The following is an 18,327-nucleotide window of genomic DNA, read 5'->3' as shown; positions in this document are numbered from 1 at the left end:
GTGGATTCAGGTGTGATCAGGTCGGTCAACGCTGATCTCGTGCCCCACATCCTGGGCGGTCAGCGGCACCGTCTCCTCCGGGTAGATCACTGAATTGGCCTTGGGTTCTCCCCATATTTCATCTTCAGTGAGCTCCGTCTCGATCAGCTCAATTGGAACACCTTCCTCTTCGATGATGGCCACCTTGAAACCACTGAACGGTTCATAGGGCCCTAGAAGCAGGTGCTCATCAGCAACTGCGGCAACGAGATCATCCACCTGAAATGCCACATGAGGGGTGGACTGAATCAGTGGGTGCAAGCAGCTGCCGGGTTCGAAGCGATGAAATTGAATCCGAAATCCTCCAGGATCCTCACCACCGGATGTGTACATCCGAAAGGTTGAGCTGTAGTGCTCACCAGGGCGTTGCTCCGAAGTGGGAACACCCATGTGGTGGTAGCGATAGCTGACGTTGGGCTTGCGTTTCATCACTGTTGATCACCGCTGAATTCACCATGACCTGCTTCCTGGTGAGCAGCTGGTGAACAGGGAGAGAGTTTTCAGCATGTTCGGAACCTGACTGGTTCCAGGTGATCCACTGCGATGGTGCTGCCCTAGACCTGAGCATTCACAACCTGTTCCAGATCGCTGATGTGAATTCAGGAGTGATCCGCTGGGTCAAAGCTGATCTGGTGACCCACGTCTTTGCCTATGAAATACAGGTTTGTTGACCTGCTTTTCACCATAACTGTTCTGGCTTCTGACCAGATTTCTACCAAACTCTCAAACAACAGAAATGCAGAGTGAAGATGTTCGGGATCAATCCCACAATCCTTTTACTCAATGACTGAAGAACAAGAAAACAAGGCTGTTCAGAACGAATCGCCATCAAAAAAGGGCAAAGAACATATTGACAGTCCTAACAGCGAGCAGCGCCAATTCCCATCAGCGTGGGACCTCTTGGATGTGTTGTGGTGGATTTAAGCTCGAGCATAAGCAACATCATGCCATGCCATGATGTTGCAAAAATAAAGATCCTAAAAGTTAGTTTACACGCGTGAAGATGCATGAAAGGGATAAATCTAATTTACTGGATATGGTTGAGCGGCAGCCAATAGAGCGATTGGTGAGTCCGATACTCCGGGGCCGTAAAAAACCCCGCACATGGCGGGGCTTTTTACGGGTAAAGGTCTGGGCAGGTTGCAAGAAGACCCTTCGCTATTGCCTCACCAAAACCTTGCTCGCCAACTGACAAGGCATATGCGGTGAACTCAGGGCCATAGCCTTGCTCGAGCACGTAATTCACCGACTCTGTTCCCACCTCGCCCACTTGACCTTTCTCCGCGGTGAGCTCACACATCTTGTCGATCAGCAGTTCAAACCACGTCTCGGTCGGATAAGCAGCAACTGGATTGAAGAAAGCACCCACAGCCAACAGCAGTGCAGGCAGAGCATTGGATATGTTCTTCATCTCGGATCGAGAGGCGTCAGCTTCCACTGTGCACCCTCTGGAATTTCAGGGCCAACGTTCATGTCTGCCGGCTCTGAGAACACCACGCGGCAATCGGCGACACGACAGGGCAAGTGATCAGATCGTTCGATCCTTATCCCGCCGAGTGTTGATAGGTCGACATACCAACTGCTGCCCCAGTGAGAGTCTTCATAGAGCCCGCCTCTAAATCAGACCCAGCACCGACAGTTCGGATGGTGGGGGGTCTACGTGGGCTTGGACTGCTGGCTGTACTCCGCCGTGCCTACTCCCAGTCCCGGACGCAGAAGGATTACATCACGATCAGAGGTGCTCACCCCAAGTTGCTGGGGAGTGTGGTTCGTCAGCTTAATCACCCCAAGCCCCTGCATTCAAAGGGTTTTTATTGCTTTAATCACCCATACCCACCATCAGTCAGCCTTCAATACCTGGCACGATTGAGCACAGTAAGCATTAACCAAAGACGTTGCATTCATTCATTACTGTAACTGCCTAACATGCTCATCGCAGAGCCGAAATGAACTGATTTCATTGCATCAACCAAGGACAGGAAACGCTGATCGCACGCAATTCCAAAGATCAGATTGCATTGGGGCCACGCATGAATCTCAGCCTTCCCGAGCATGGACGGAGGCGTTAAGTATCGTGTGGCTCAGAAAAACTGGTCGGTTTCAACACATAGAGTATTGAAACAGTATTGAAAACAAGGATATGGGATGGTTGCGATCCAAACTTAGAATTTTCAGCAAAAGCCTAAAGCCTAACCAGCGCATTCATTCAGACGCATCTTTTTTTGCGGTCAGCGTCCAGTCTGATCAGTTGATCTGCACCTGGAAAATCAGAGACGAAAGCAAAACAATGATCCAACGTGACTTTAATTCAGCACTCTTTATCAGAATCAAAGACATCAGCGGGGATCAGTCGATATCTTCCAAAGTCATTCAAGTCTCATTAAATCAAGACACAACCAATATCCACTTACCCTCGAAAAGCGGAAAAATTCTTATCGACCTTGGCTACAAGAGCGGTCTGGATTTCATGACTCTTGAGTATCAAGTCTTAGATCTAGGGCCTAAGAAAGTTAGAACCAATTATGACGTGAATTGGTTCGCAGAAGAGTCTGACAATATCCACGAAGAAATGTACAAACTTTCCACTGGAGGACGGCCCTTGGGTGGATCAGAGATGGTGCACAAGGATTGACCTCTGGCCATTGAGCTCCACAAGAGAGCTGCTCCAGACAGGCTGGAACTTGGGCATCGATCCAGCATCAAAACCTCGGTGAGCACGCTGCTCAGCTGTGAGCAGCATCACAGACGTGGCTGCATCAGATCAACGGGTGAACCAGCAAAAACACGGATGGTGATGGCAACGGAGTTCCCTCCACCGCAAACAGTTCCATGTCTTTCCACTCAGGCCTGCTCGGCGCATCCATCACGCTGATGGGTGCTGTGTCTCTCAGCACTCCAGACGTCATGCAGATCCATGAAACCCAAGGACAGCATGCCCAGGCAGGGAACGTTGATCACCGCTTCGATGACGCGCTGTTCGAAACAGCTTCTGCCGATTCACGCAACATCTGCCTGAACGACAGCCCACAAACAAGCAGCACGGAAGGCAGGAGTGTGCTTGTCGGCATTGATTCAAGTAGCGTTCATTTAACTGAGGTCTTATTGATATGACTGATGAAAGACCCTCTTTCTTCTCTTTTGAAGGAGAGATGGGGCGCGTTGATTACTGGGGTAGCGCCATCTTCAGATCACTGATTGCAGGTCTGATTTTCTTCGTTGCTCTTGCCTGGATTTTCAGAGGTTATTTCAGCAGCTCTTACGAGGAGTTATCAGCGGCAATCTCACTATGGGCCACAGATCACGCAGTCAGAGTGTGGTTGCTTGGTGAGATTTTGAACGTCTTTCTATTCCTGCCAATCACCTGGAGACGATGGAGAGATCTGGGACCACGCTTAAAGAAAAACTGGCTCTACATCGCTGTCTTGAGCAGCCTGATGCCGGGATATGAGGTGTTCCCCTACGTGGGCGTGCAGTCGCTGATCATCACACTTGGGATCCTGTCGATTTATCCGAACTTCAAACTGCTTTTCTGGCCAGGGAAGCGATACGTACAACGACTGCAGAACGAACAGCCCTGACCCATGCCCAAAGGAAGCCGCTAGCCGCAACAAGCCATCAGCGTGCTCGTTGAGCTAGCACTGGACATGAATCAGGGTTGCCATGCAGGAGCTTCTGTTGATCTCGCAACTCCTGGCATGGAGTGATTTCGACTTCCAGGACTGGGTGGACAGCAGACCGCCGGCTGAACTTTGCCAGGGGTTCAAGGATGGTTTGATTCCTGAAACGATGCTCCCCGGAGGCCGGGCACAGACCCCATGCAGCAGCTTCAATGGAGACGACCCGATGAATTACGTCGTGGAGTGATGCACACGGTGCATTTGTCAGGCGACACGAAGCAAGTGATGCAACAACGCTGCCAACCGGCTCGCCATGATCACGGCGCGACCGTTCAGAGGTGGGCGTTCGCACGTGACGAACCCGACGGCGTATTGCGGAATGCAGCGTCGGGTGAGTCCACGTTGACGCAGATTCGAGCAATTGTGCCGAACGTCTGAATGACTTAACGAATCAGCCAGCTCATTCCGACTTACGGAGTTCATCAACAGAGCCACCGGATCAATGGCCTTGCCGAGCTGACGGCTGTTGCTAACGGCTGTTGCTGACGGCTGTTACCCACGACTGCACCAACCATCGGATTGAAGTGGAACGCATCACAACAGTGGAGCTGTACCGGCAGCGGCACGGCGCGATCGCAACCCGCAGGATTTGCTGAGACCTTCGACCAAGCGATTACTGATCCAGCACTCCCGTCGCCAACAGCAGCCAGACCAATCCCGCAAACACCAGGTAAGCCACCAGCAGAGGATTGGGGCCGATCGTCGCAATCAGCAGACAGGCAATCGCGCCGCTGGCGACAAGACCAATCAGCGGATTCCACCTCTGTTCGTGTGTTGGCTTCAAGGCTTGTGGGTGATCACCGGACCGGAGACAGGGTCAGTGACTCCAAGCTCTGGTGAGAGCTCCTCCAGCAAGTCGCGCACTGCATTGAGATGGTCAATCATCTGGGGCCGTGCAGCCACGAGTTTCTCCTCGCTCTCCCAGAGGCCAACAAAGCAATAGGAGCGTTCACCTGTCTTGGCCCAGTAAGCATCAAGCATCCCTTCGGGATTGACCCATTGGTCCGTCACGGCGATGAAGTTGTCTTCGCAGCCTTGTTTGCAGCGGACACGAACGTTGTTGAGGAACCGGGCTGCCACTTGAACTCTCAGACTTCAGGGAGACTGCCAGACGATTGCGCCGCTGTCTGTGACCAATGCGCCTGAGTGAAAAGAGCTGAATTCAGTAGTAACGGCCGGGATATTCACCGGGGTGATCAACGCGTGTGACGCGCACCCCCGCCGTGCTGCGGCCGGACAACATCAGCAGATCGCTGCCGGAAACGGCATATCCGAGGTCCTGGGCCAGCTGCGCCACTTCATCCGCCGTGACAGCCGCCTGAACCTTCACCTGCAGGACCGGATCACGGCTCAGATGCTCAAGAAACTGCTGCACCGGTGATGCGGTCATCGTTGCTGATGAACTGGTGCAATTGAACACGATCCTCAGCGGATGCGTGAAAACGAATCATTGTGTGGAGAGATCGCGATTCTCGAGGCGAGCCCCATGCTGAGTTCTCTGCTCAACATCCTCTGGGTGGTGCTCGGCGGTCTGATGATGGCCCTGGGCTGGTGGCTGGCCGGACTGATCTGCGCCATCACGGTGGTGGGGCTGCCCTGGGCTCGCTCCTGTTTTGTGATCGGGCGTTTTTCGCTCTGGCCCTTCGGACAGGAAGCCGTGAACCGCAGGGATCTGCGCGGTCGCGATGATCTGGGCACCGGATCTCTGGGATTGATCGGAAACGTGCTCTGGTTTCTGGTGGCGGGATGGTGGCTGGCGATCGGCCATCTGACCTCCGCCCTGGCCTGCTTCGTGACCATCGTGGGCATCCCCTTCGGGATTCAGCACATGAAGCTGGCCCTGATCGCCCTGGCTCCCGTGGGGATGACCGTTGTGCCTGTCCGCAACGTTTGATCGCCGCGGATCAGCAGCCTTCAAAGCGGCAGATAGAGAAAATCGGAGCCGCAGCGTTCCAGAGCTTCGCGCACCTCTTCGAGCTCCTGTTGCTTTGCTTCGAAGCTGCGACCCGCCGGCACCACAAGCTCGCCATCGGCATCGAGATGAATGTTGCCGCTGAACCACGATGCGCCTGAGGGAAGAAACGCCCGGCAGCTCAACGCCCCATCTGACCCCTGCCTGCGCTCGATCAACCAGCCATTGACCCGGTCAAGCTCGGTGTAGCTGTCGAGACCCGCAGAGCAAGGGTGCACAAGCAGCATCAGCATCGCCGCGCTTCCGCACAGCGCCGCCGGCAGATCTGATGGGGCTCCGCTGAGCCTCAAGAACGCTCCTCCTCCGTGAGGTACTCCTCAACGATGGGAGAGCAATCACCGCGTTCCAGCGCTGCGATCTCACGTTCAATGTTGTCGATAAACAGCTGATTACCGTTGCGTCTGGCCACCTCCAGAACGGTACGCAGACGCTCCAGCTGGATCAGGTTCTCATCGTCCATGAACTGCACACCGCAATCGGGGCAGCCAATCATGGATGGCGCATCATCAGCAAGCCCGCACCAACAGAACGGCCAAACGGTCGGCGTCGTTGCAACAGTGACAGGTCAAGATCCGTTAAAAGGAGTTGACACGAACAGCAAACATGGCCCACGGATACGGAGTAATCGGCAGCGGATACGTCGGCACCGCCGTGGCCATGCGCATGAAAAGAGCCGGCCAGTCCGTGACTGCCACCACCCGCTCAGTGGAGAACGTGCGCGAGCTGCGACGACTGATGGATGACGTCCGACAGCTCGACATCACTGACCACGATCCGGACCTTTCCTTTCTGGCCGATCTGCAGGGCCTGCTGATCAGCGTGGCACCCACCAGACAGAACGATGGCTACAGCGATGTCTTCGCCCGCGGCATGCGCAACCTGGCCGGCGCACTGAGGCGCAGAACCAGCACACAACCCCTGCACATCACTTACATCAGCAGCGTCAGCGTCTACGGAGACCGGCAGGGAGAGGAGGTGTGGGAGCACTCAGCGGTGGACTCCGGATCTCCGGTGAACAGCATGCTCGCTGCAGCGGAGGAACTGATGCTCGACATTGACCGCCCAGACACCTCAATCTGTGTGCTGAGGCTGGGCGGGATCTATGGACCCGGCCGTGACATGGTGGGCATGATCCGCGAGGCCGCAGGCCAGCAGGTGCCCAAGAACGGCAACGCCATCAATGCCTGGAGCAGTCTTGTCGACATCGCCAGAGGTGTGCAGTTCGCCTCCGAACACCAACTGACAGGCATCTACAACCTGGTCGACGACATGCAGCTCAGTCGCCGGGAACTCTCCACTCTGATCTGCGATCAAGACGGCTTGCCTCCGGTGCTCTGGGGTCACGCCAGCGCAGCCAGCGAACGCAGCATGAATGCCCGTGTTTCGAATCAGAAGATCAAGGACGCCGGCTTCAAACTGATGTCACCATCGATGCTGGAACCCGCCATCGTCTGAAAGGCGACATCAGCGACTGATCCATCGCTGACAACAGGCTGAATGCGTGTCATGCACACATCAACTTGCCGCCATGGTCCGATGATCCACATGAGGATCACCCCGGAGCCATTCCGCGCGGATTGATGGCTCACGGGCAGGCGCAACAGAGCCTTGACGCCGCTAACCGATCATGCGCTGGCGCACCAGTGCATCCCACAGCCTGGTGGGAATGAACCGCTGCAATAGCACCACCTCGGACTCGCTGCCGCAGCGGTAGCGAGGCTTGGGACTGGACGCCTCCAGAGCCGAGACGATGGTGCTGGCCACCAGCTCCGGCGAGGAACCCCGGCGAAAGCCCTCAGCCCAGCTGGCTGCAACACGACGCATCATCGGCCCCCACACCGGATCAGTCGACTGCTGCCGCAACAAGGCCTCACTCACCGTTTCGAAGCCGGTACGGATCAGCCCGGGCTCCACCAGCACCACCTGCACCCCGAAGCCGTGCAGCTCCAGACGCAGAGCGTCACTGATGCCCTCAAGCGCATGCTTACTGGCGCCATACCAGCCGGCTCCGGGAGTTACAAAACGGCCGGCAATCGAGGAAAGATTCACGATCCGGCCACGACGCCGTTCGCGCATGGGCGGCAGCAGCATCTGAGTGAGACCGATCAACCCAAACACATTCACTTCAAACATCGCCCGCGCCCGCTCGATGGGCATGGTCTCCACCGGACCCGTCTCTCCATAGCCGGCGTTGTTCACCAGAGCATCCAAGGCACCCACATGGCCGCTGACGGCATCAGCCAGCTGCCGGCAAGATCTCTGATCAGCGAGATCAAGCTGCAGCACCTGAGCGCCGCGGCAGCGCAGGGATTCCATCGCCTCTAGCCGACGTGCAGCAGCAAAAACGCACCAACCACGGTCGAGCAACTGGTGAGCTGTGGCCAGACCAATGCCACTGGAAGCTCCCGTGATCAGCACGCTGGGCCTGGCCTGGGATCGGGACGCCGTCATCTCACTTGTGGCAAGCCGCTCGGAAACGGTCGGCCGAACTGGTGCTGCCGTGCTTGGTACGCCGACCCGTCACTCGCTTGCGCCAGGCACGAAAAGAGCCTGACTTGAGCTGGGAACGCATCAGAGCGATCACTGCCGACTCAGACAGACCGAACTGGAATTCGATGGCCTCAAACGTGGTGCGATCTTCCCAGGCCATCTCGATCACACGATCGATGTCCTGGGAGGTGAGCTGGTCCGGCACGCCGCGATCCATTCGATGCTCAGATCACTGATCAGGGTGCTCGAACAGAGCCACAGCCCGATCGGATTCGCTGAGCTCGCAGGCGTCGGTGGCCGGCTCAAGCTCAGAAGCTGGCTGCACGGAGGACAGCGCGAAGGCTTTTTCCAACTCGGTTCTGGTAGCTCCGAAGGGATAGGTCATGGGTGGGTCGAAGCAACGAAGGGCGCTGGAGCCCAGGCTCTTTACATTGCGCAACATTAACAACAAGCGCCGCCGGGCGGGCAGAGCCGAAATCGCTGGCCAGGCAAACGACACTGATTCTCATCAGCAGATTTACTCTCCTGATTGTGATTCTCAACTGCATATCTTTGACTACTGAATGTGATTCTCAACTGCATATTTTGATCCCTTAATGTTCGGTTTTTACCCGTATCTTTCGCCCTTTTGTGATGTAGAACTGATTCATCCCTCCAAGAGGTTCGACATGACAAATTCAGCCACCGCACAAGCCACCATCGTCATTCCCGTCGGTCCTGCAGGCCGCGCCATGGCCGAGCCCATGTCCAGCGAAATGCTCGATCTCATGCAGGCTCACCTCAACCTCGAGCGGCAGTCCGCTGCTGCCTATTTCGCTGCTGCCATCTGGTTCGCTGAACGTGAACTGGTCGGCTTTGCCGAGCATCTCCGCGATGAGGCCAAACAGGAAGAGCAGCATGCCGCCAAGTTCGCTGACTATCTGATCTCCAGAGGTCAGAGGCCTGTTCTCGACACCGTTGAACCACCTCGCCAGCAGTGGCCTGATGTGGAACAGGTGATCGCCAATGTCTTCCGCATGGAAGCTGATGTCACCGCATCGGTGCTGCAGCTTTACGGCACCGCTGAACAGGACATTGATCGGCGCACCACTGTGTTCCTTGATCCCATCGTTGATGATCAGCGCCTGTCTGAGCACGAAGCCGCTTATCTGCTCGGCCGCGTCAAGTTCGCTGCCAACAACCCCGCTGCCGTGATGATCATCGACGCCGAGCTCAGGGAGGGCGAGGCCGAAACCGCCAAGCTCGAAGGCTGATCCATCAGCTCAAAGTCCCACCTGCCAATCCCATCCACCATCCCCAAAGCCCCGCTCACTGCGGGGCTTTTTCATCTGCGGGCACCCACCAACAACTGATGGCCGGCTTCAGGGTCGAACCAGCCTGAACAGCACCCAGAGAGCGGCGGCAGCCAGCAGCCAGTAGATCCACGACCATTGCAGGACAACAGCGGCGATGAGACCCAGGGCGAACAGTGCCAGAACTCTCCCGAAGGTCACACCAGGCTGTGCAAAGGGATTTCATTGAAGCCAACACCGGCCTGATTGCGCAGCCCGCATGAGCATGTCGCTGCTCCGTAGGGTTGCCAGCAAAGGGCGCTGGTTGGATGAACGTTGACAAAGAGCTGCAGAAGCAGGCACGCAAAAGCCTGCGCGGCACTGACCCCTCAATCGCCAAGTACATGCAGGTTCTCGAACACGAGGTCTGCCGCCTCGAGAAGCTCAACGCCCAGCTGAGCCAGAACATCCAGTCGATTCACCAGGGCGAGAAAGACTGAACGATGACCCCTCGACAGGATCAGGCAATCCTGAGAATCGCGCTGATCAGGTTCGGGCGCTGCCTCAGTTCGGCAGTGAATTCACGGGCCAGATCCCTGGCTTCCATCGCATCCGAGGCGTAGACGCAACCTTCGAGAGTTGCTCCGCTGAGATCCCGGTAGCGCACCAGATAGCGATTAACGGTTTGAAGTGGTGACATCAGAGAATTCCTGTCTTAGGCGAACCCGAAACGGCGATCGGCGCTGGCCTCAACCTCGCGTCGGATCTGCACAATCGCCTCGCGGGCGAAAGCCTTCTCGTTTTCCTGCGCCGTGATGATCTGCTTGGTGAGCTGACGCAGCTGTTCAATGTCTTCGCAGGCATCGATCTCACGAAACGTGGATTCGAGATTGAACTTCTGCTCAACCGACAAGCGATGGTTGGTCATGGTGCAGAGACGGCGAAAGCCTCACCTGGGTGAGACGTTGTTGGGCTGAATCCAACGATCGCCATTCCCCGGCTCGATCGTGACAGTGAAATCCGCCCTGGGCCGAACACACGGTCAGGCCCAGGGCTTGATAGGCCATCCTTTGACGATGACAGGCAGGGTCAGAAACCGAGCTGATTGAGGATGCCCTGGCCTGTGAGCAGTTCGGTGCCCAGGCCAATCACAAAGCCGAGCATGGCCAGACGGCCATTCCAGGTTTCAGCGAAGTTGACGAAGCCGAAGCGGCGTTCAGTGGTGTCAGTCATGGTTTCAGATGCAATGGGTACTGGTGCAGTGGATCTGGTGCAGTGGTTTCTGGTGCAGAAGTGAATCAGGGCGATCAACCGGCGCAGTTGCAACCACAGGGCACATGCTCATGGTCATGGCATGGCTCCCTGTTGAGATGACCGCTAGCGCAGGCTTGCGAGCAGAAGAGCTGGTTGCCACGCCGCATGACTGTGGCTTCCTCAACGGCACAGGTACAGCCAGGGCATTCGCACTGAAGCAAAACTGCTGTCATGGGGTCTCCGTGAAGGACCTCTTCGTTCTATGCCTGTCGCACTGCGGGGAGCGTGGGGACAGCCGACTTCAGAGGTACGGTTTCAGGATCTTTCCAAGCGGTTTTGACGGGAGCAGATTCACAGGTTTTTTTCATCTCGCTCATCCGCATCACAGCTGGTCAACACATCGATCGGTTTTCCGTAGCCGTTGTCACCGACGAAGGGATTTCGGCTGGCCAGCATGACGACATCACCATCGTTGGAGTTGGACTCATGAAAGCCAACAGCAACCGTTGCCAGGACCTGAACAAGCAGCTGGCCATGTATCGCGCCTTCCGCGACATGGATGGCGTGGCAGCCGTGACCCGCGAGCTGCAGATGGACGCCTGCGCCTGCCCGGTCAAGAACTGAGCAGAATCGAGGCACCCAGCATGGTCAGGCACTCCGCAATCGCCTGAAACCATCGAGACTGCCTGGAGCATGTCGAAGCCGTTGTTCGATCAGCAACTGCTATTCCCAGGAACTGAAGCCATCCAACCGGCCTGCCCTGAGGCTTTCCGCGGAGAGCCTCCCGCTGGGATCAATTACATCGGCACAGCAGTTGATCTGCCCGATCCTGATTCGATGGCTCTGTCCATCGGGTTTGATCTGGAAACGTTCAACCGCCGCACTGATCTGTGGCGTCACAAAGCCAGCCTCAGCCCCTCTCTCGGTGGCGAGATCCGTCTGGCTCAGCTGACGACGGCTGACAGCAACAGCACGCTGGTGATCGATGTGGCGGTGATCGGCCAAGCCGCCGTCGACTGGCTGCGCAGGCTGGCGCGCAACCCTGAACGCAGGTTGGTGGGCCACAACCTTCTGTTTGAAGCCACCTTTCTGATTGCCGCTGGAATCAGGCCGCTGTGCCAGTGGTGGGACACGATGCTGGCCTGTCAGATCATCGGCGACTTACCGAGCAACAGCCTGGCCGCCGCGTCTGCGCACTACCTGAAGCGTGAGCTCGACAAGAGTGAACAGACCAGCGATTGGGGGAATGCCCTCAGCGCCAGCCAGCTGCGCTATGCGGCTCTGGACGCCGAAATCGTGCTGCCTCTGGGGCGTGAGCTGCATCAACAACTGGTGGCCACGCAACAGGTTGCAGTGCACCGGCTTGATTGCTCGATGATCAGTGCCTGCGCTGATGGTCAGGTGCGAGGACTGGCGGTTGATGTCGAAGCAGCTCGCGACTCCAGAACACGAGCTCTCAGCGAACGGGAACACCTGGCGACTGAGGTTCAGAAGACACTCGGGATTGGGAATTACAGGAGCCCGGACAAGCTGCAGGAGGCTCTGAGTGTTCACCTGGGCGAGCCGGTTGAAAACACCAAGGACCGCACTCTGAACACTTACCTTCCCGATCCCGTCATCGAGACGTTGCTCCAGCTGAAGGCGTTGGATCAGGAACTGAAAGAGGTGAACTGGCTGCTCGAGGAAGCCCAGCTCACGGATGGCCGGGTCCGTCCCCACTACCGGATCATTGGTGCCAGCACCGGCCGGATGAGCACCAGTGCCCTGATCCGCGAAACCAGCAGTCAGGTTCCCTCCGATACCGAGCGGTTCAAAACAGGCCACAGGCAAGGGGAACCCAAGGCCGTGAAGCTCGGGCAATGCGGGTTCAATTTTCAGGGCATCACCGGCGATCGCAAAAAAGCCCTGGGCACCGGCAACCCCGACACTGTGCTGATGGACCTCGACTGGTCATCGATTGAGATCCGGCTCCAGGCCAGCCCGAAGCTGTACAACGACCAGGGTCAGCGCAGGATCCTGCTGGATGGCATCGACCCGCATGCCTACATCGCCAGCCAGGCCTGCGGACGCGAGATCACCAAAGCGGATCCGGAACGGTCAACGATCGGAAAACGTGCCAATTTCGCCCTGGCCTACGGCTGCGGGCTCTCGGGTGTTCGCAAACTGCTCTCCCGTGCCCGCGGTGAGCAGGTCGCGGAAACGGAAGCTCAGAGGGTTTACGACGCCTGGCATCGCCTGCACCCAGAAATGAGCCTGGAGATGGACAGGTTCTCCAACAGAACCGTCACCGAAGTGCGCAGCATTGCGGGGAGACGGATGACATTCCGCAGTCGCCAGGTCGGCCCGGATGGCATCAGACCGATGCAACCGCTGGGACGCACCAATGGAATCAATTTCCCTGTTCAGGGGTCTGGTCGTGATCTGCTCGCCGCGGCCCTTGGTGAGCTTTGGCCGGCATTGGATCGCTTCGCAGGTGTTCACATCGTTGGCCTGATTCACGATGAGATTCTTCTCGAGGTTCCACGGGATCTGGTGGAGGAGGTGAAAGCCGTGGCCCTGGCCTCGATGACCTCAGAAAAGCTTCAGAAGCAGTATCTGGGTGACATTCCCCTGGAGGCAGATTGCAACATTGCAGAGAGCTGGGGAGAGGCTCACTGAGAAGCACGCTTGCATCGACAAAGCCAATTCCTTACCAGCATGAGGCAGGACTCTGCGAGTTCATCGGCTACATCCGCATGCAATGAGATCCACGAAAGGTTGAGAGGCCGACGAGCTCAAGACTTGTTATTCATGCGCGGCAGGGTATAAATATGACTGACGAATTCTTCTACCTGAAATGCTCACTGGTGCCGATCTGCTGGCCAAGGTCAAAGAACTTGGAGATGTCTCTAAAACTGATTTGGCAACCGCCTGTGGGTATGTCTCCAAGAAGAAAGACGGCTCTGACCGTGTGAACTTCACTGCCTTCTACGAAGCACTGCTGAATGCCAAGGGCATCGAACTCGGTGGTGGTTCTGCCGGCATGGGTAAAGGTGGCCGCAAACTCAGCTACACCGCCAAAGTGCAAGGCAACGGCAACCTCCTGGTGGGCAAGGCCTACACAGCCATGCTGGATCTCGCTCCTGGCGATGAATTCGAGATCAAGCTGGGTAAAAAAGCAATCCGGCTGATTCCTGTGGGCGGTGAGGAAGAAGGCGAAGAGTGATCGGTCGACCAGAGCCAATCACCATCTAGTTGATAGAAGGCAGGGTTGCCGGTCAGCCCTGCCTTTTCTTGTGTCTGGGCCCAGCGAGGCGGACCCTTGGCCCATCCCTTAAAGTGCTGCTTCAGGCAAGCCATCAGTGAGCTCAGAAAAACTCCACTGGCAAGATTTATCGCTTGATGAGCTGGAGCAGGTTTTGAAGTCGGAAGCCGTCACTGGTGAACCGGAAGAATATGACTACATCAGGCGAGATGGAACACTCCATGTGTTCAACGACGAGTGCTCAATCGAATTGACTCTGAACAACGAGCAAGTGGCCTGAGCAACTCAGGTTGCGTTGAGAGTGAGTGCCGTTGCAGCCTCTCAAGGCAGCTAGAGTTTCGGCAATTCCTGAGTCAATCTTGCTGAGTCTGATCCCTCCTTACTATCTGGTGGCGCTCGGCCTCGGCCTGGCAGCAATTGTTGTCGTTCTCTTTTATTCCTTCACGCGCACAACCAATTACGAAGTGCAAGAGAAGATCAAGAAAGCTCAACTCAGGAAGCAGCGGCAGCAGGCCAACGATCTGTAAACCTCGATCTTTGCTTTGATCAACCGATGCTGAAGGTTGAGCTCAGGGCCGCCCGAATTCCAGGTTTGCCCGGATGGGTTGCAGATCATTTCTGGCTGCTGGTGATTCGCGACGTTGAAGCCAGCGATCATGAAACGGTTGATCGCTGGGAAGTGTGGCAATTCGCGCGCCAGAATCTCTCCTGCTGGGGACATCTGCACAAGAACCTTCTGCCTCCTTACCAAGGTGTTGGCAATGGTCCATCACGTTTAATCGAGCAATGGGTTGGTGATGATGCATTCAGCCTCGCAGAGAAGATTGAATCCTCCCCCTATCACTACCCCTTCACCGAAACCTACCGCTACTGGCCGGGACCGAACAGCAACACCTTTGCGCACTGGATCGTTGGTGAGAGGACGAAGCTCGGTCGTCGAGCCATCGGTCAAAGCTTCCCTGTTCCAGAGATCACCTGAGGACGATGCTCCTCCAGGGGATTGAGGGCATCACTGTCAAGACATCCAGGAGATGTGCCATTGAGAGTTTCCCTGGCAATCATCTGATCAATCAAAACGACAAAACCGAGTACATTCAGCCGATCTGCCAGCAACATATGTCGATGGAAGAATTAAAAAGATTTTTAGTTGCCATGCGAGCCGACAAGACGCTATACGACAAGGTTTCAAGCTTCGCGACTGCAAACGAGATCGCTTCCATCGCCAGCACTATGGGGTTTGAATTCACAGAAACTGAGTTAAAATCAATTTCCAATCAGAACATTGAAGGCGTGAAAATAAAGAGGCAAGACACTACACCTTCGTATAATTTTGGCGAAGGTGGCAACTGAAACCTCGCAGACATCAATCAGGCATCAGATATTCCAGAAGCAACGAAAAACTCCACAGCCCGGCAACGGCAATCAATCCCAGGAGGATTAACGCAGCGGGGCTCACCACACCGACAGACTCAGCCGGCAGCTCCTCAATGACACTCCTTTCAATTTGATTTTGCACAAGATTATTGATCACTGGATAAAGGCTATAGCACTGCTCATAAATCAAGTATTGCGCGACACTTCCGATACTTTTAATGCAGCATTGGGCGGCAATTCAATTCAGATCCGGTAGCTTCCGACATTTTTCAGAGTCGCTTCTTGTCAAACACTTCACAGACCACAACAAACAGGATTATTCATCCGAGAGCCAGTAACAGCAGGAGCCCTGAGCGAACTGACAAGGACTTCAGACAACATATAAATCGCCAAGACGACGATCATGAACCCAGAGCCCACTACCGACGGCGGCGGCTCATTTCATGCTTTGAGGTCTCGCTGAAAGCCGTGAATAAAACGACAACCACAGCAGCAAGGCCCAATCCAAGAAAAACAAGATAATAGGAAGGCAGAATACTTAGCATTTGAATTAAATCTTTTCCTGATTTTAGCCAGGAGCCAGAAAGCCAACTCACTTCTTGATACACAATTGCGATCAATCTATTGGTTGGATTTAAATTATTTTTCAGTCATCCGTCATCGATGCTTGTCCTGACGTGATCATCGATGCTGCAGCTGAAATGCCTGGACAATCAGAACTGACCCGCGCCGGTGACCGCCACATCGGGATGGATCACTGACTGCAGTTCTTCCTCAGCATCTACCAGGACTGGAGTTCACAGTTCTGAACATCCAGCAGAAGAGCTGACAAACACTGTTGCCATGTTCAATCTGTGGAGACCTGGGTCATCCACATGCTTTCACTGAGATCACCTGCCATCGCCTTGTTTGCCATTGCCCAGGGATTCACTGTTGGCGTGATGCCAGGCCAGGCCGCACAAAACTGTGGACCTGGCGCTCACTGGGTTCAGACAGGACCAATGCTGGGTTCTGGTTATTGCAAGCCAAAACATCGGAAAGACCATTTCGTTTGTGCCATTGGCTATCACTACGCCGGCCAAGGTCGTTGCGTTCGCAATGGTCCCTGGTGGACGGGCCGCAGACCTGTGAATTGGGGGCCTTATTACGAGCCACGCAATAAATCAGGCAGCGTCACCTTTGACGGCCCGAACGGAGGCCAGATCAAACTGAAGTGGTGACCTGGAACCCTGCAACAGGTCACCACTTTTGCGATTCGAATCTGGATGCCGACACTGTGGATCGATCGCCAAAAAACGGACCAAATCAATCACCAACGACAGACAGATCCGAGGAATCAACCAACCATGAATCGTTGATCATTTGCGACAATCTGAAGCAGCCATGAAGCCTGCTTGCAGCACCAGGGTGGTCGGTTCAGGCTGAGGCCATGAACCCTGAATTCACGATTCGCCCGGTCCAACCCGTTGACATTCCAGTGATCAACGACTGGGCGAGAAGTGAAGGGTTTGCCCCCGGGGCGGGAGATATCGGGATTTACCGCCAGACAGACCGTCAGGGCATTTGGACCGGTTGCCTGGGTGAAGATCCTGTCGGATGCATCGCAGGCATCCGCTACAACCATGCCTACGGTTTTATCGGGCTCTACATCGTGCGCCCGGATCAGAGAGGCCGAGGCTACGGAATGAAGCTCTGGCGAGAAGCTCTTGACCACCTCCATGACGTGAGCTGCGTTGGGCTCGAAGCAGCCGAAAACCGGATTGATGATTACTCAGACTGGGGATTTCAACCTGCTTCAACAACCACACGCTGGCAGCTTGAGGTTGACTCTCTTCCTGATCAGATCAGATCACTGGAACGACCGGAAGGGCTCAGATTGATTCACGGCGATGACATCCCTGAGCCCGGGGTTCAGTCCTATGACGCTGATCGTGAACTGAACCCCAGACCGCACTTTCTGTCTGATTGGCTGCATCACCCAGCCGGTGTTGTCACGGCACTGATTGACAATCAGCAGAACTGCCATGGTTTTGCCCGAATCCGCCCATGCCTGCTGAAACATGAAGCGGGCTCGCGCATCGGCCCCTTACTGGCGGATTCCCCTGAACTGGCCGAGCTATTGATCAGGGATCTGCTCAGTGCCAGCCAGGGATCGGTGATCATGGATTCACCGGGTGGCAATGCCCTGGCAGCGCCGCTGCTGCGGAAGCTTGGTTTCAAGGCTGTTGGACGCACGCTGCGGATGTACCGCGGAGTGATGCCATCCCGTCAGCTGGATGAGGTGTACGGGCTGGCCTGCCTGGAGCTTGGCTGAGCAGCACAAAAGCCGGCCAGCCTGCCCCGCCACGTGAATCGAATCAAAGACCCAGCGCCATCAGCAGTCCCTGGTGGAGCAAGGCTTCGCTGCCGATCAGAGCAACAAAGCCGAGCATGGCCAGACGTCCGTTCAGGCGTTCAGCTTTTGCCAGGTGTTCACGGCGCATCTGGGCTGCGGCAAGGTCTTGCCAGTAGCGCTCATCAGCCAGAAGAGTTGCAGTTGTCATGGCTGTCTCCGAGTGGGACCCGATCGGTCTATGCCCCCTCGATGGCGCTCGGAAGAGGGGAGAGCCGCCCAGGACGGTTCGGTTTCAGGACCTTCTCGGCCAGGTCGTCCAGGAGCAGAGTCACCCGATTTGCTCTGCCGCTCAGCAGGGTTGAACAGCAACGACGGCCAATATTCATTGGCCGAATGAAGTCGGCGACACATTGACGGGCCCCGCTGAAGTGGCAGTTTTGAGGTCCAATGAGTCAGAGGTGGCTGATTGGTCGTTCGGGCGCTGGTGGGACAGCGCCAGGACGTAGTGACACCCGCAAATGATTCAGTGGCTTGGATGCATTTCACCTGTGCTGGTGCTTCAGGTGATGCAGGGCTTTTTGGGCCGCTGTTGCCAGGTTGTGAGTCCAATCTGATGGTCGATTGGTCGCCTAGGTGGGACCGGTGCTGAACGATTCAGCGCCGGGCTAGAC

General features: G+C 56.0%; 37 protein-coding genes. 18 read left to right on the top strand and 19 right to left on the bottom strand.

The genetic code is table 11. The features are described from left to right. Nucleotides 1-6: 6 nt before the first annotated feature. Nucleotides 7-468 (bottom strand): VOC family protein, encoded by a 462-nt coding sequence (locus AC6EI9_RS01450; RefSeq protein WP_498468723.1) that lies wholly within the window; start codon nt 466-468, stop codon nt 7-9. Nucleotides 469-569: 101 nt separating this feature from the next. Between AC6EI9_RS01450 and AC6EI9_RS01445 the strand changes: the two genes are divergently transcribed. Continuing rightward, nucleotides 570-710: a DUF3104 domain-containing protein gene (locus AC6EI9_RS01445; RefSeq protein WP_498468722.1), complete on the top strand. Its 141-nt coding sequence runs from the start codon at nt 570-572 to the stop codon at nt 708-710. A gap of 446 nt (nt 711-1,156) precedes the next feature. Here AC6EI9_RS01445 and AC6EI9_RS01440 read toward each other — a convergent pair whose 3' ends face one another. Next, nucleotides 1,157-1,477: a hypothetical protein gene (locus tag AC6EI9_RS01440; RefSeq protein ID WP_498468721.1), complete on the bottom strand. Its 321-nt coding sequence runs from the start codon at nt 1,475-1,477 to the stop codon at nt 1,157-1,159. Between the two features lie 711 nt (nt 1,478-2,188). On the opposite strand from AC6EI9_RS01440, the gene AC6EI9_RS01435 reads away from it, so the two are divergent. Further along, nucleotides 2,189-2,671 (top strand): hypothetical protein, encoded by a 483-nt coding sequence (locus tag AC6EI9_RS01435; RefSeq protein ID WP_498468720.1) that lies wholly within the window; start codon nt 2,189-2,191, stop codon nt 2,669-2,671. On the opposite strand, the gene AC6EI9_RS01430 is transcribed toward AC6EI9_RS01435, so the two are convergent. Further along, nucleotides 2,648-2,779, bottom strand: a complete 132-nt coding sequence (locus tag AC6EI9_RS01430) for a hypothetical protein (protein WP_498468719.1) — start codon at nt 2,777-2,779, stop codon at nt 2,648-2,650. The genes AC6EI9_RS01435 and AC6EI9_RS01430 overlap by 24 nt on opposite strands. A 16-nt stretch (nt 2,780-2,795) precedes the next feature. Further along, entirely contained in the window at nt 2,796-2,945 is a 150-nt protein-coding gene (locus AC6EI9_RS01425) for a hypothetical protein (RefSeq protein WP_498468718.1), read from the bottom strand. Here AC6EI9_RS01425 and AC6EI9_RS01420 point away from each other — a divergent pair. The 3 genes from AC6EI9_RS01420 (at nt 2,944) to AC6EI9_RS01410 (ending at nt 3,903) form a co-directional block, all read left to right on the top strand. Continuing rightward, nucleotides 2,944-3,150, top strand: coding sequence for a hypothetical protein (locus AC6EI9_RS01420; RefSeq protein WP_498468717.1), 207 nt, complete (start codon nt 2,944-2,946; stop codon nt 3,148-3,150). The genes AC6EI9_RS01425 and AC6EI9_RS01420 overlap by 2 nt on opposite strands. A gap of 38 nt (nt 3,151-3,188) precedes the next feature. Further along, a complete protein-coding gene (locus AC6EI9_RS01415; protein WP_498468716.1) occupies nt 3,189-3,617 on the top strand; it encodes a hypothetical protein in 429 nt (142 codons plus the stop codon). Between the two features lie 82 nt (nt 3,618-3,699). Further along, nucleotides 3,700-3,903, top strand: coding sequence for a hypothetical protein (locus AC6EI9_RS01410; RefSeq protein ID WP_498468715.1), 204 nt, complete (start codon nt 3,700-3,702; stop codon nt 3,901-3,903). A gap of 426 nt (nt 3,904-4,329) precedes the next feature. Here the strand turns inward: AC6EI9_RS01410 and AC6EI9_RS01405 are convergent, their stop codons facing one another. From AC6EI9_RS01405 to AC6EI9_RS01395, 3 genes are all read right to left on the bottom strand, one after another. Continuing rightward, nucleotides 4,330-4,500, bottom strand: a complete 171-nt coding sequence (locus tag AC6EI9_RS01405; RefSeq protein WP_498468714.1) for a hypothetical protein — start codon at nt 4,498-4,500, stop codon at nt 4,330-4,332. Continuing rightward, nucleotides 4,497-4,796, bottom strand: coding sequence for a hypothetical protein (locus AC6EI9_RS01400; protein WP_498468713.1), 300 nt, complete (start codon nt 4,794-4,796; stop codon nt 4,497-4,499). The genes AC6EI9_RS01405 and AC6EI9_RS01400 overlap by 4 nt, the downstream gene beginning before the upstream one ends. A gap of 82 nt (nt 4,797-4,878) precedes the next feature. Further along, nucleotides 4,879-5,106 (bottom strand): Nif11-like leader peptide family natural product precursor, encoded by a 228-nt coding sequence (locus tag AC6EI9_RS01395; RefSeq protein WP_498468712.1) that lies wholly within the window; start codon nt 5,104-5,106, stop codon nt 4,879-4,881. A 96-nt stretch (nt 5,107-5,202) separates the two neighbouring features. Here AC6EI9_RS01395 and AC6EI9_RS01390 point away from each other — a divergent pair, with 96 nt between their 5' ends. Further along, nucleotides 5,203-5,610 carry a YccF domain-containing protein gene (locus AC6EI9_RS01390; protein ID WP_498470116.1) on the top strand — a complete coding sequence of 136 codons (408 nt, stop codon included), beginning with the start codon at nt 5,203-5,205 and terminating at the stop codon, nt 5,608-5,610. 20 nt (nt 5,611-5,630) lie between these two features. Here the strand turns inward: AC6EI9_RS01390 and AC6EI9_RS01385 are convergent, their stop codons facing one another. Together AC6EI9_RS01385 and AC6EI9_RS01380 are read right to left on the bottom strand one after the other, a co-directional pair. Beyond that, on the bottom strand, nt 5,631-5,978 hold the full coding sequence (locus AC6EI9_RS01385; protein WP_498468710.1) for a hypothetical protein: 348 nt from the start codon (nt 5,976-5,978) through the stop codon (nt 5,631-5,633). After that, on the bottom strand, nt 5,975-6,181 hold the full coding sequence (locus AC6EI9_RS01380; protein ID WP_498468709.1) for a hypothetical protein: 207 nt from the start codon (nt 6,179-6,181) through the stop codon (nt 5,975-5,977). The genes AC6EI9_RS01385 and AC6EI9_RS01380 overlap by 4 nt, the downstream gene beginning before the upstream one ends. A 110-nt stretch (nt 6,182-6,291) precedes the next feature. Here AC6EI9_RS01380 and AC6EI9_RS01375 point away from each other — a divergent pair, with 110 nt between their 5' ends. Further along, nucleotides 6,292-7,143, top strand: a complete 852-nt coding sequence (locus AC6EI9_RS01375; protein WP_498468708.1) for an NAD-dependent epimerase/dehydratase family protein — start codon at nt 6,292-6,294, stop codon at nt 7,141-7,143. 162 nt (nt 7,144-7,305) lie between these two features. Here the strand turns inward: AC6EI9_RS01375 and AC6EI9_RS01370 are convergent, their stop codons facing one another. From AC6EI9_RS01370 to AC6EI9_RS01360, 3 genes are read right to left on the bottom strand one after another with little or no spacing between them, the layout of a single operon-like run. Continuing rightward, nucleotides 7,306-8,139, bottom strand: a complete 834-nt coding sequence (locus AC6EI9_RS01370) for an SDR family NAD(P)-dependent oxidoreductase (protein WP_498468707.1) — start codon at nt 8,137-8,139, stop codon at nt 7,306-7,308. A gap of 1 nt (nt 8,140) precedes the next feature. After that, nucleotides 8,141-8,395, bottom strand: a complete 255-nt coding sequence (locus AC6EI9_RS01365) for a TIGR03643 family protein (protein ID WP_498468706.1) — start codon at nt 8,393-8,395, stop codon at nt 8,141-8,143. A 12-nt stretch (nt 8,396-8,407) separates the two neighbouring features. After that, on the bottom strand, nt 8,408-8,563 hold the full coding sequence (locus AC6EI9_RS01360) for a hypothetical protein (RefSeq protein WP_498468705.1): 156 nt from the start codon (nt 8,561-8,563) through the stop codon (nt 8,408-8,410). 283 nt (nt 8,564-8,846) lie between these two features. Between AC6EI9_RS01360 and AC6EI9_RS01355 the strand changes: the two genes are divergently transcribed. Next, nucleotides 8,847-9,431 carry a ferritin gene (locus AC6EI9_RS01355; RefSeq protein WP_498468704.1) on the top strand — a complete coding sequence of 195 codons (585 nt, stop codon included), beginning with the start codon at nt 8,847-8,849 and terminating at the stop codon, nt 9,429-9,431. Nucleotides 9,432-9,539: 108 nt separating this feature from the next. On the opposite strand, the gene AC6EI9_RS01350 is transcribed toward AC6EI9_RS01355, so the two are convergent. After that, the gene (locus AC6EI9_RS01350; protein WP_498468703.1) at nt 9,540-9,671 is read right to left on the bottom strand and encodes a hypothetical protein; all 132 of its coding nucleotides are present in this window, start codon (nt 9,669-9,671) and stop codon (nt 9,540-9,542) included. A 107-nt stretch (nt 9,672-9,778) separates the two neighbouring features. On the opposite strand from AC6EI9_RS01350, the gene AC6EI9_RS01345 reads away from it, so the two are divergent. Beyond that, nucleotides 9,779-9,949, top strand: coding sequence for a hypothetical protein (locus AC6EI9_RS01345; RefSeq protein WP_498468702.1), 171 nt, complete (start codon nt 9,779-9,781; stop codon nt 9,947-9,949). Between the two features lie 20 nt (nt 9,950-9,969). Here AC6EI9_RS01345 and AC6EI9_RS01340 read toward each other — a convergent pair whose 3' ends face one another. The 4 genes from AC6EI9_RS01340 to AC6EI9_RS01325 all read right to left on the bottom strand — a co-directional run bounded on the left by AC6EI9_RS01340 (nt 9,970) and on the right by AC6EI9_RS01325 (nt 10,870). Beyond that, nucleotides 9,970-10,149 carry a DUF8647 family protein gene (locus AC6EI9_RS01340; RefSeq protein ID WP_498468701.1) on the bottom strand — a complete coding sequence of 60 codons (180 nt, stop codon included), beginning with the start codon at nt 10,147-10,149 and terminating at the stop codon, nt 9,970-9,972. A 15-nt stretch (nt 10,150-10,164) separates the two neighbouring features. After that, complete coding sequence (locus AC6EI9_RS01335; protein WP_498468700.1) at nt 10,165-10,377, bottom strand: hypothetical protein; 213 nt, start codon at nt 10,375-10,377, stop codon at nt 10,165-10,167. Between the two features lie 161 nt (nt 10,378-10,538). Next, nucleotides 10,539-10,682: a CAB/ELIP/HLIP family chlorophyll-binding protein gene (locus tag AC6EI9_RS01330; protein ID WP_498468699.1), complete on the bottom strand. Its 144-nt coding sequence runs from the start codon at nt 10,680-10,682 to the stop codon at nt 10,539-10,541. Between the two features lie 74 nt (nt 10,683-10,756). After that, the gene (locus tag AC6EI9_RS01325) at nt 10,757-10,870 is read right to left on the bottom strand and encodes a hypothetical protein (RefSeq protein WP_498470115.1); all 114 of its coding nucleotides are present in this window, start codon (nt 10,868-10,870) and stop codon (nt 10,757-10,759) included. A 169-nt stretch (nt 10,871-11,039) separates the two neighbouring features. On the opposite strand from AC6EI9_RS01325, the gene AC6EI9_RS01320 reads away from it, so the two are divergent. From AC6EI9_RS01320 to AC6EI9_RS01290, 7 genes are all read left to right on the top strand, one after another. Further along, the gene (locus AC6EI9_RS01320; protein ID WP_498468698.1) at nt 11,040-11,327 is read left to right on the top strand and encodes a hypothetical protein; all 288 of its coding nucleotides are present in this window, start codon (nt 11,040-11,042) and stop codon (nt 11,325-11,327) included. A 69-nt stretch (nt 11,328-11,396) separates the two neighbouring features. Further along, a complete protein-coding gene (locus AC6EI9_RS01315; RefSeq protein ID WP_498468697.1) occupies nt 11,397-13,361 on the top strand; it encodes a DNA polymerase in 1,965 nt (654 codons plus the stop codon). 178 nt (nt 13,362-13,539) lie between these two features. After that, complete coding sequence (locus AC6EI9_RS01310; protein ID WP_067093102.1) at nt 13,540-13,908, top strand: AbrB family transcriptional regulator; 369 nt, start codon at nt 13,540-13,542, stop codon at nt 13,906-13,908. A gap of 136 nt (nt 13,909-14,044) precedes the next feature. Further along, nucleotides 14,045-14,227, top strand: a complete 183-nt coding sequence (locus AC6EI9_RS01305; protein WP_498468696.1) for a hypothetical protein — start codon at nt 14,045-14,047, stop codon at nt 14,225-14,227. Between the two features lie 31 nt (nt 14,228-14,258). Beyond that, nucleotides 14,259-14,474, top strand: coding sequence for a hypothetical protein (locus AC6EI9_RS01300; protein ID WP_498468695.1), 216 nt, complete (start codon nt 14,259-14,261; stop codon nt 14,472-14,474). A 26-nt stretch (nt 14,475-14,500) separates the two neighbouring features. Continuing rightward, a complete protein-coding gene (locus tag AC6EI9_RS01295; protein ID WP_498468694.1) occupies nt 14,501-14,926 on the top strand; it encodes a DUF3750 domain-containing protein in 426 nt (141 codons plus the stop codon). Between the two features lie 5 nt (nt 14,927-14,931). Then, nucleotides 14,932-15,297 carry a Nif11-like leader peptide family natural product precursor gene (locus AC6EI9_RS01290; RefSeq protein WP_498468693.1) on the top strand — a complete coding sequence of 122 codons (366 nt, stop codon included), beginning with the start codon at nt 14,932-14,934 and terminating at the stop codon, nt 15,295-15,297. Nucleotides 15,298-15,310: 13 nt separating this feature from the next. Here the strand turns inward: AC6EI9_RS01290 and AC6EI9_RS01285 are convergent, their stop codons facing one another. Further along, nucleotides 15,311-15,511: a hypothetical protein gene (locus AC6EI9_RS01285; RefSeq protein WP_498468692.1), complete on the bottom strand. Its 201-nt coding sequence runs from the start codon at nt 15,509-15,511 to the stop codon at nt 15,311-15,313. A 685-nt stretch (nt 15,512-16,196) separates the two neighbouring features. Here AC6EI9_RS01285 and AC6EI9_RS01280 point away from each other — a divergent pair. Together AC6EI9_RS01280 and AC6EI9_RS01275 are read left to right on the top strand one after the other, a co-directional pair. Then, nucleotides 16,197-16,541, top strand: coding sequence for a hypothetical protein (locus AC6EI9_RS01280; RefSeq protein WP_498468690.1), 345 nt, complete (start codon nt 16,197-16,199; stop codon nt 16,539-16,541). Nucleotides 16,542-16,750: 209 nt separating this feature from the next. Continuing rightward, on the top strand, nt 16,751-17,635 hold the full coding sequence (locus AC6EI9_RS01275) for a GNAT family N-acetyltransferase (protein ID WP_498468689.1): 885 nt from the start codon (nt 16,751-16,753) through the stop codon (nt 17,633-17,635). Nucleotides 17,636-17,678: 43 nt separating this feature from the next. Here AC6EI9_RS01275 and AC6EI9_RS01270 read toward each other — a convergent pair whose 3' ends face one another. Beyond that, entirely contained in the window at nt 17,679-17,864 is a 186-nt protein-coding gene (locus tag AC6EI9_RS01270) for a CAB/ELIP/HLIP family chlorophyll-binding protein (RefSeq protein ID WP_498468688.1), read from the bottom strand. Nucleotides 17,865-18,327: the final 463 nt, after the last annotated feature.

It is taken from the genome of Synechococcus sp. MIT2312, assembly GCF_059772315.1.
Note: the sequence above shows the minus strand (reverse complement) of the source record. Positions and strands in the feature narration are given on the sequence as shown.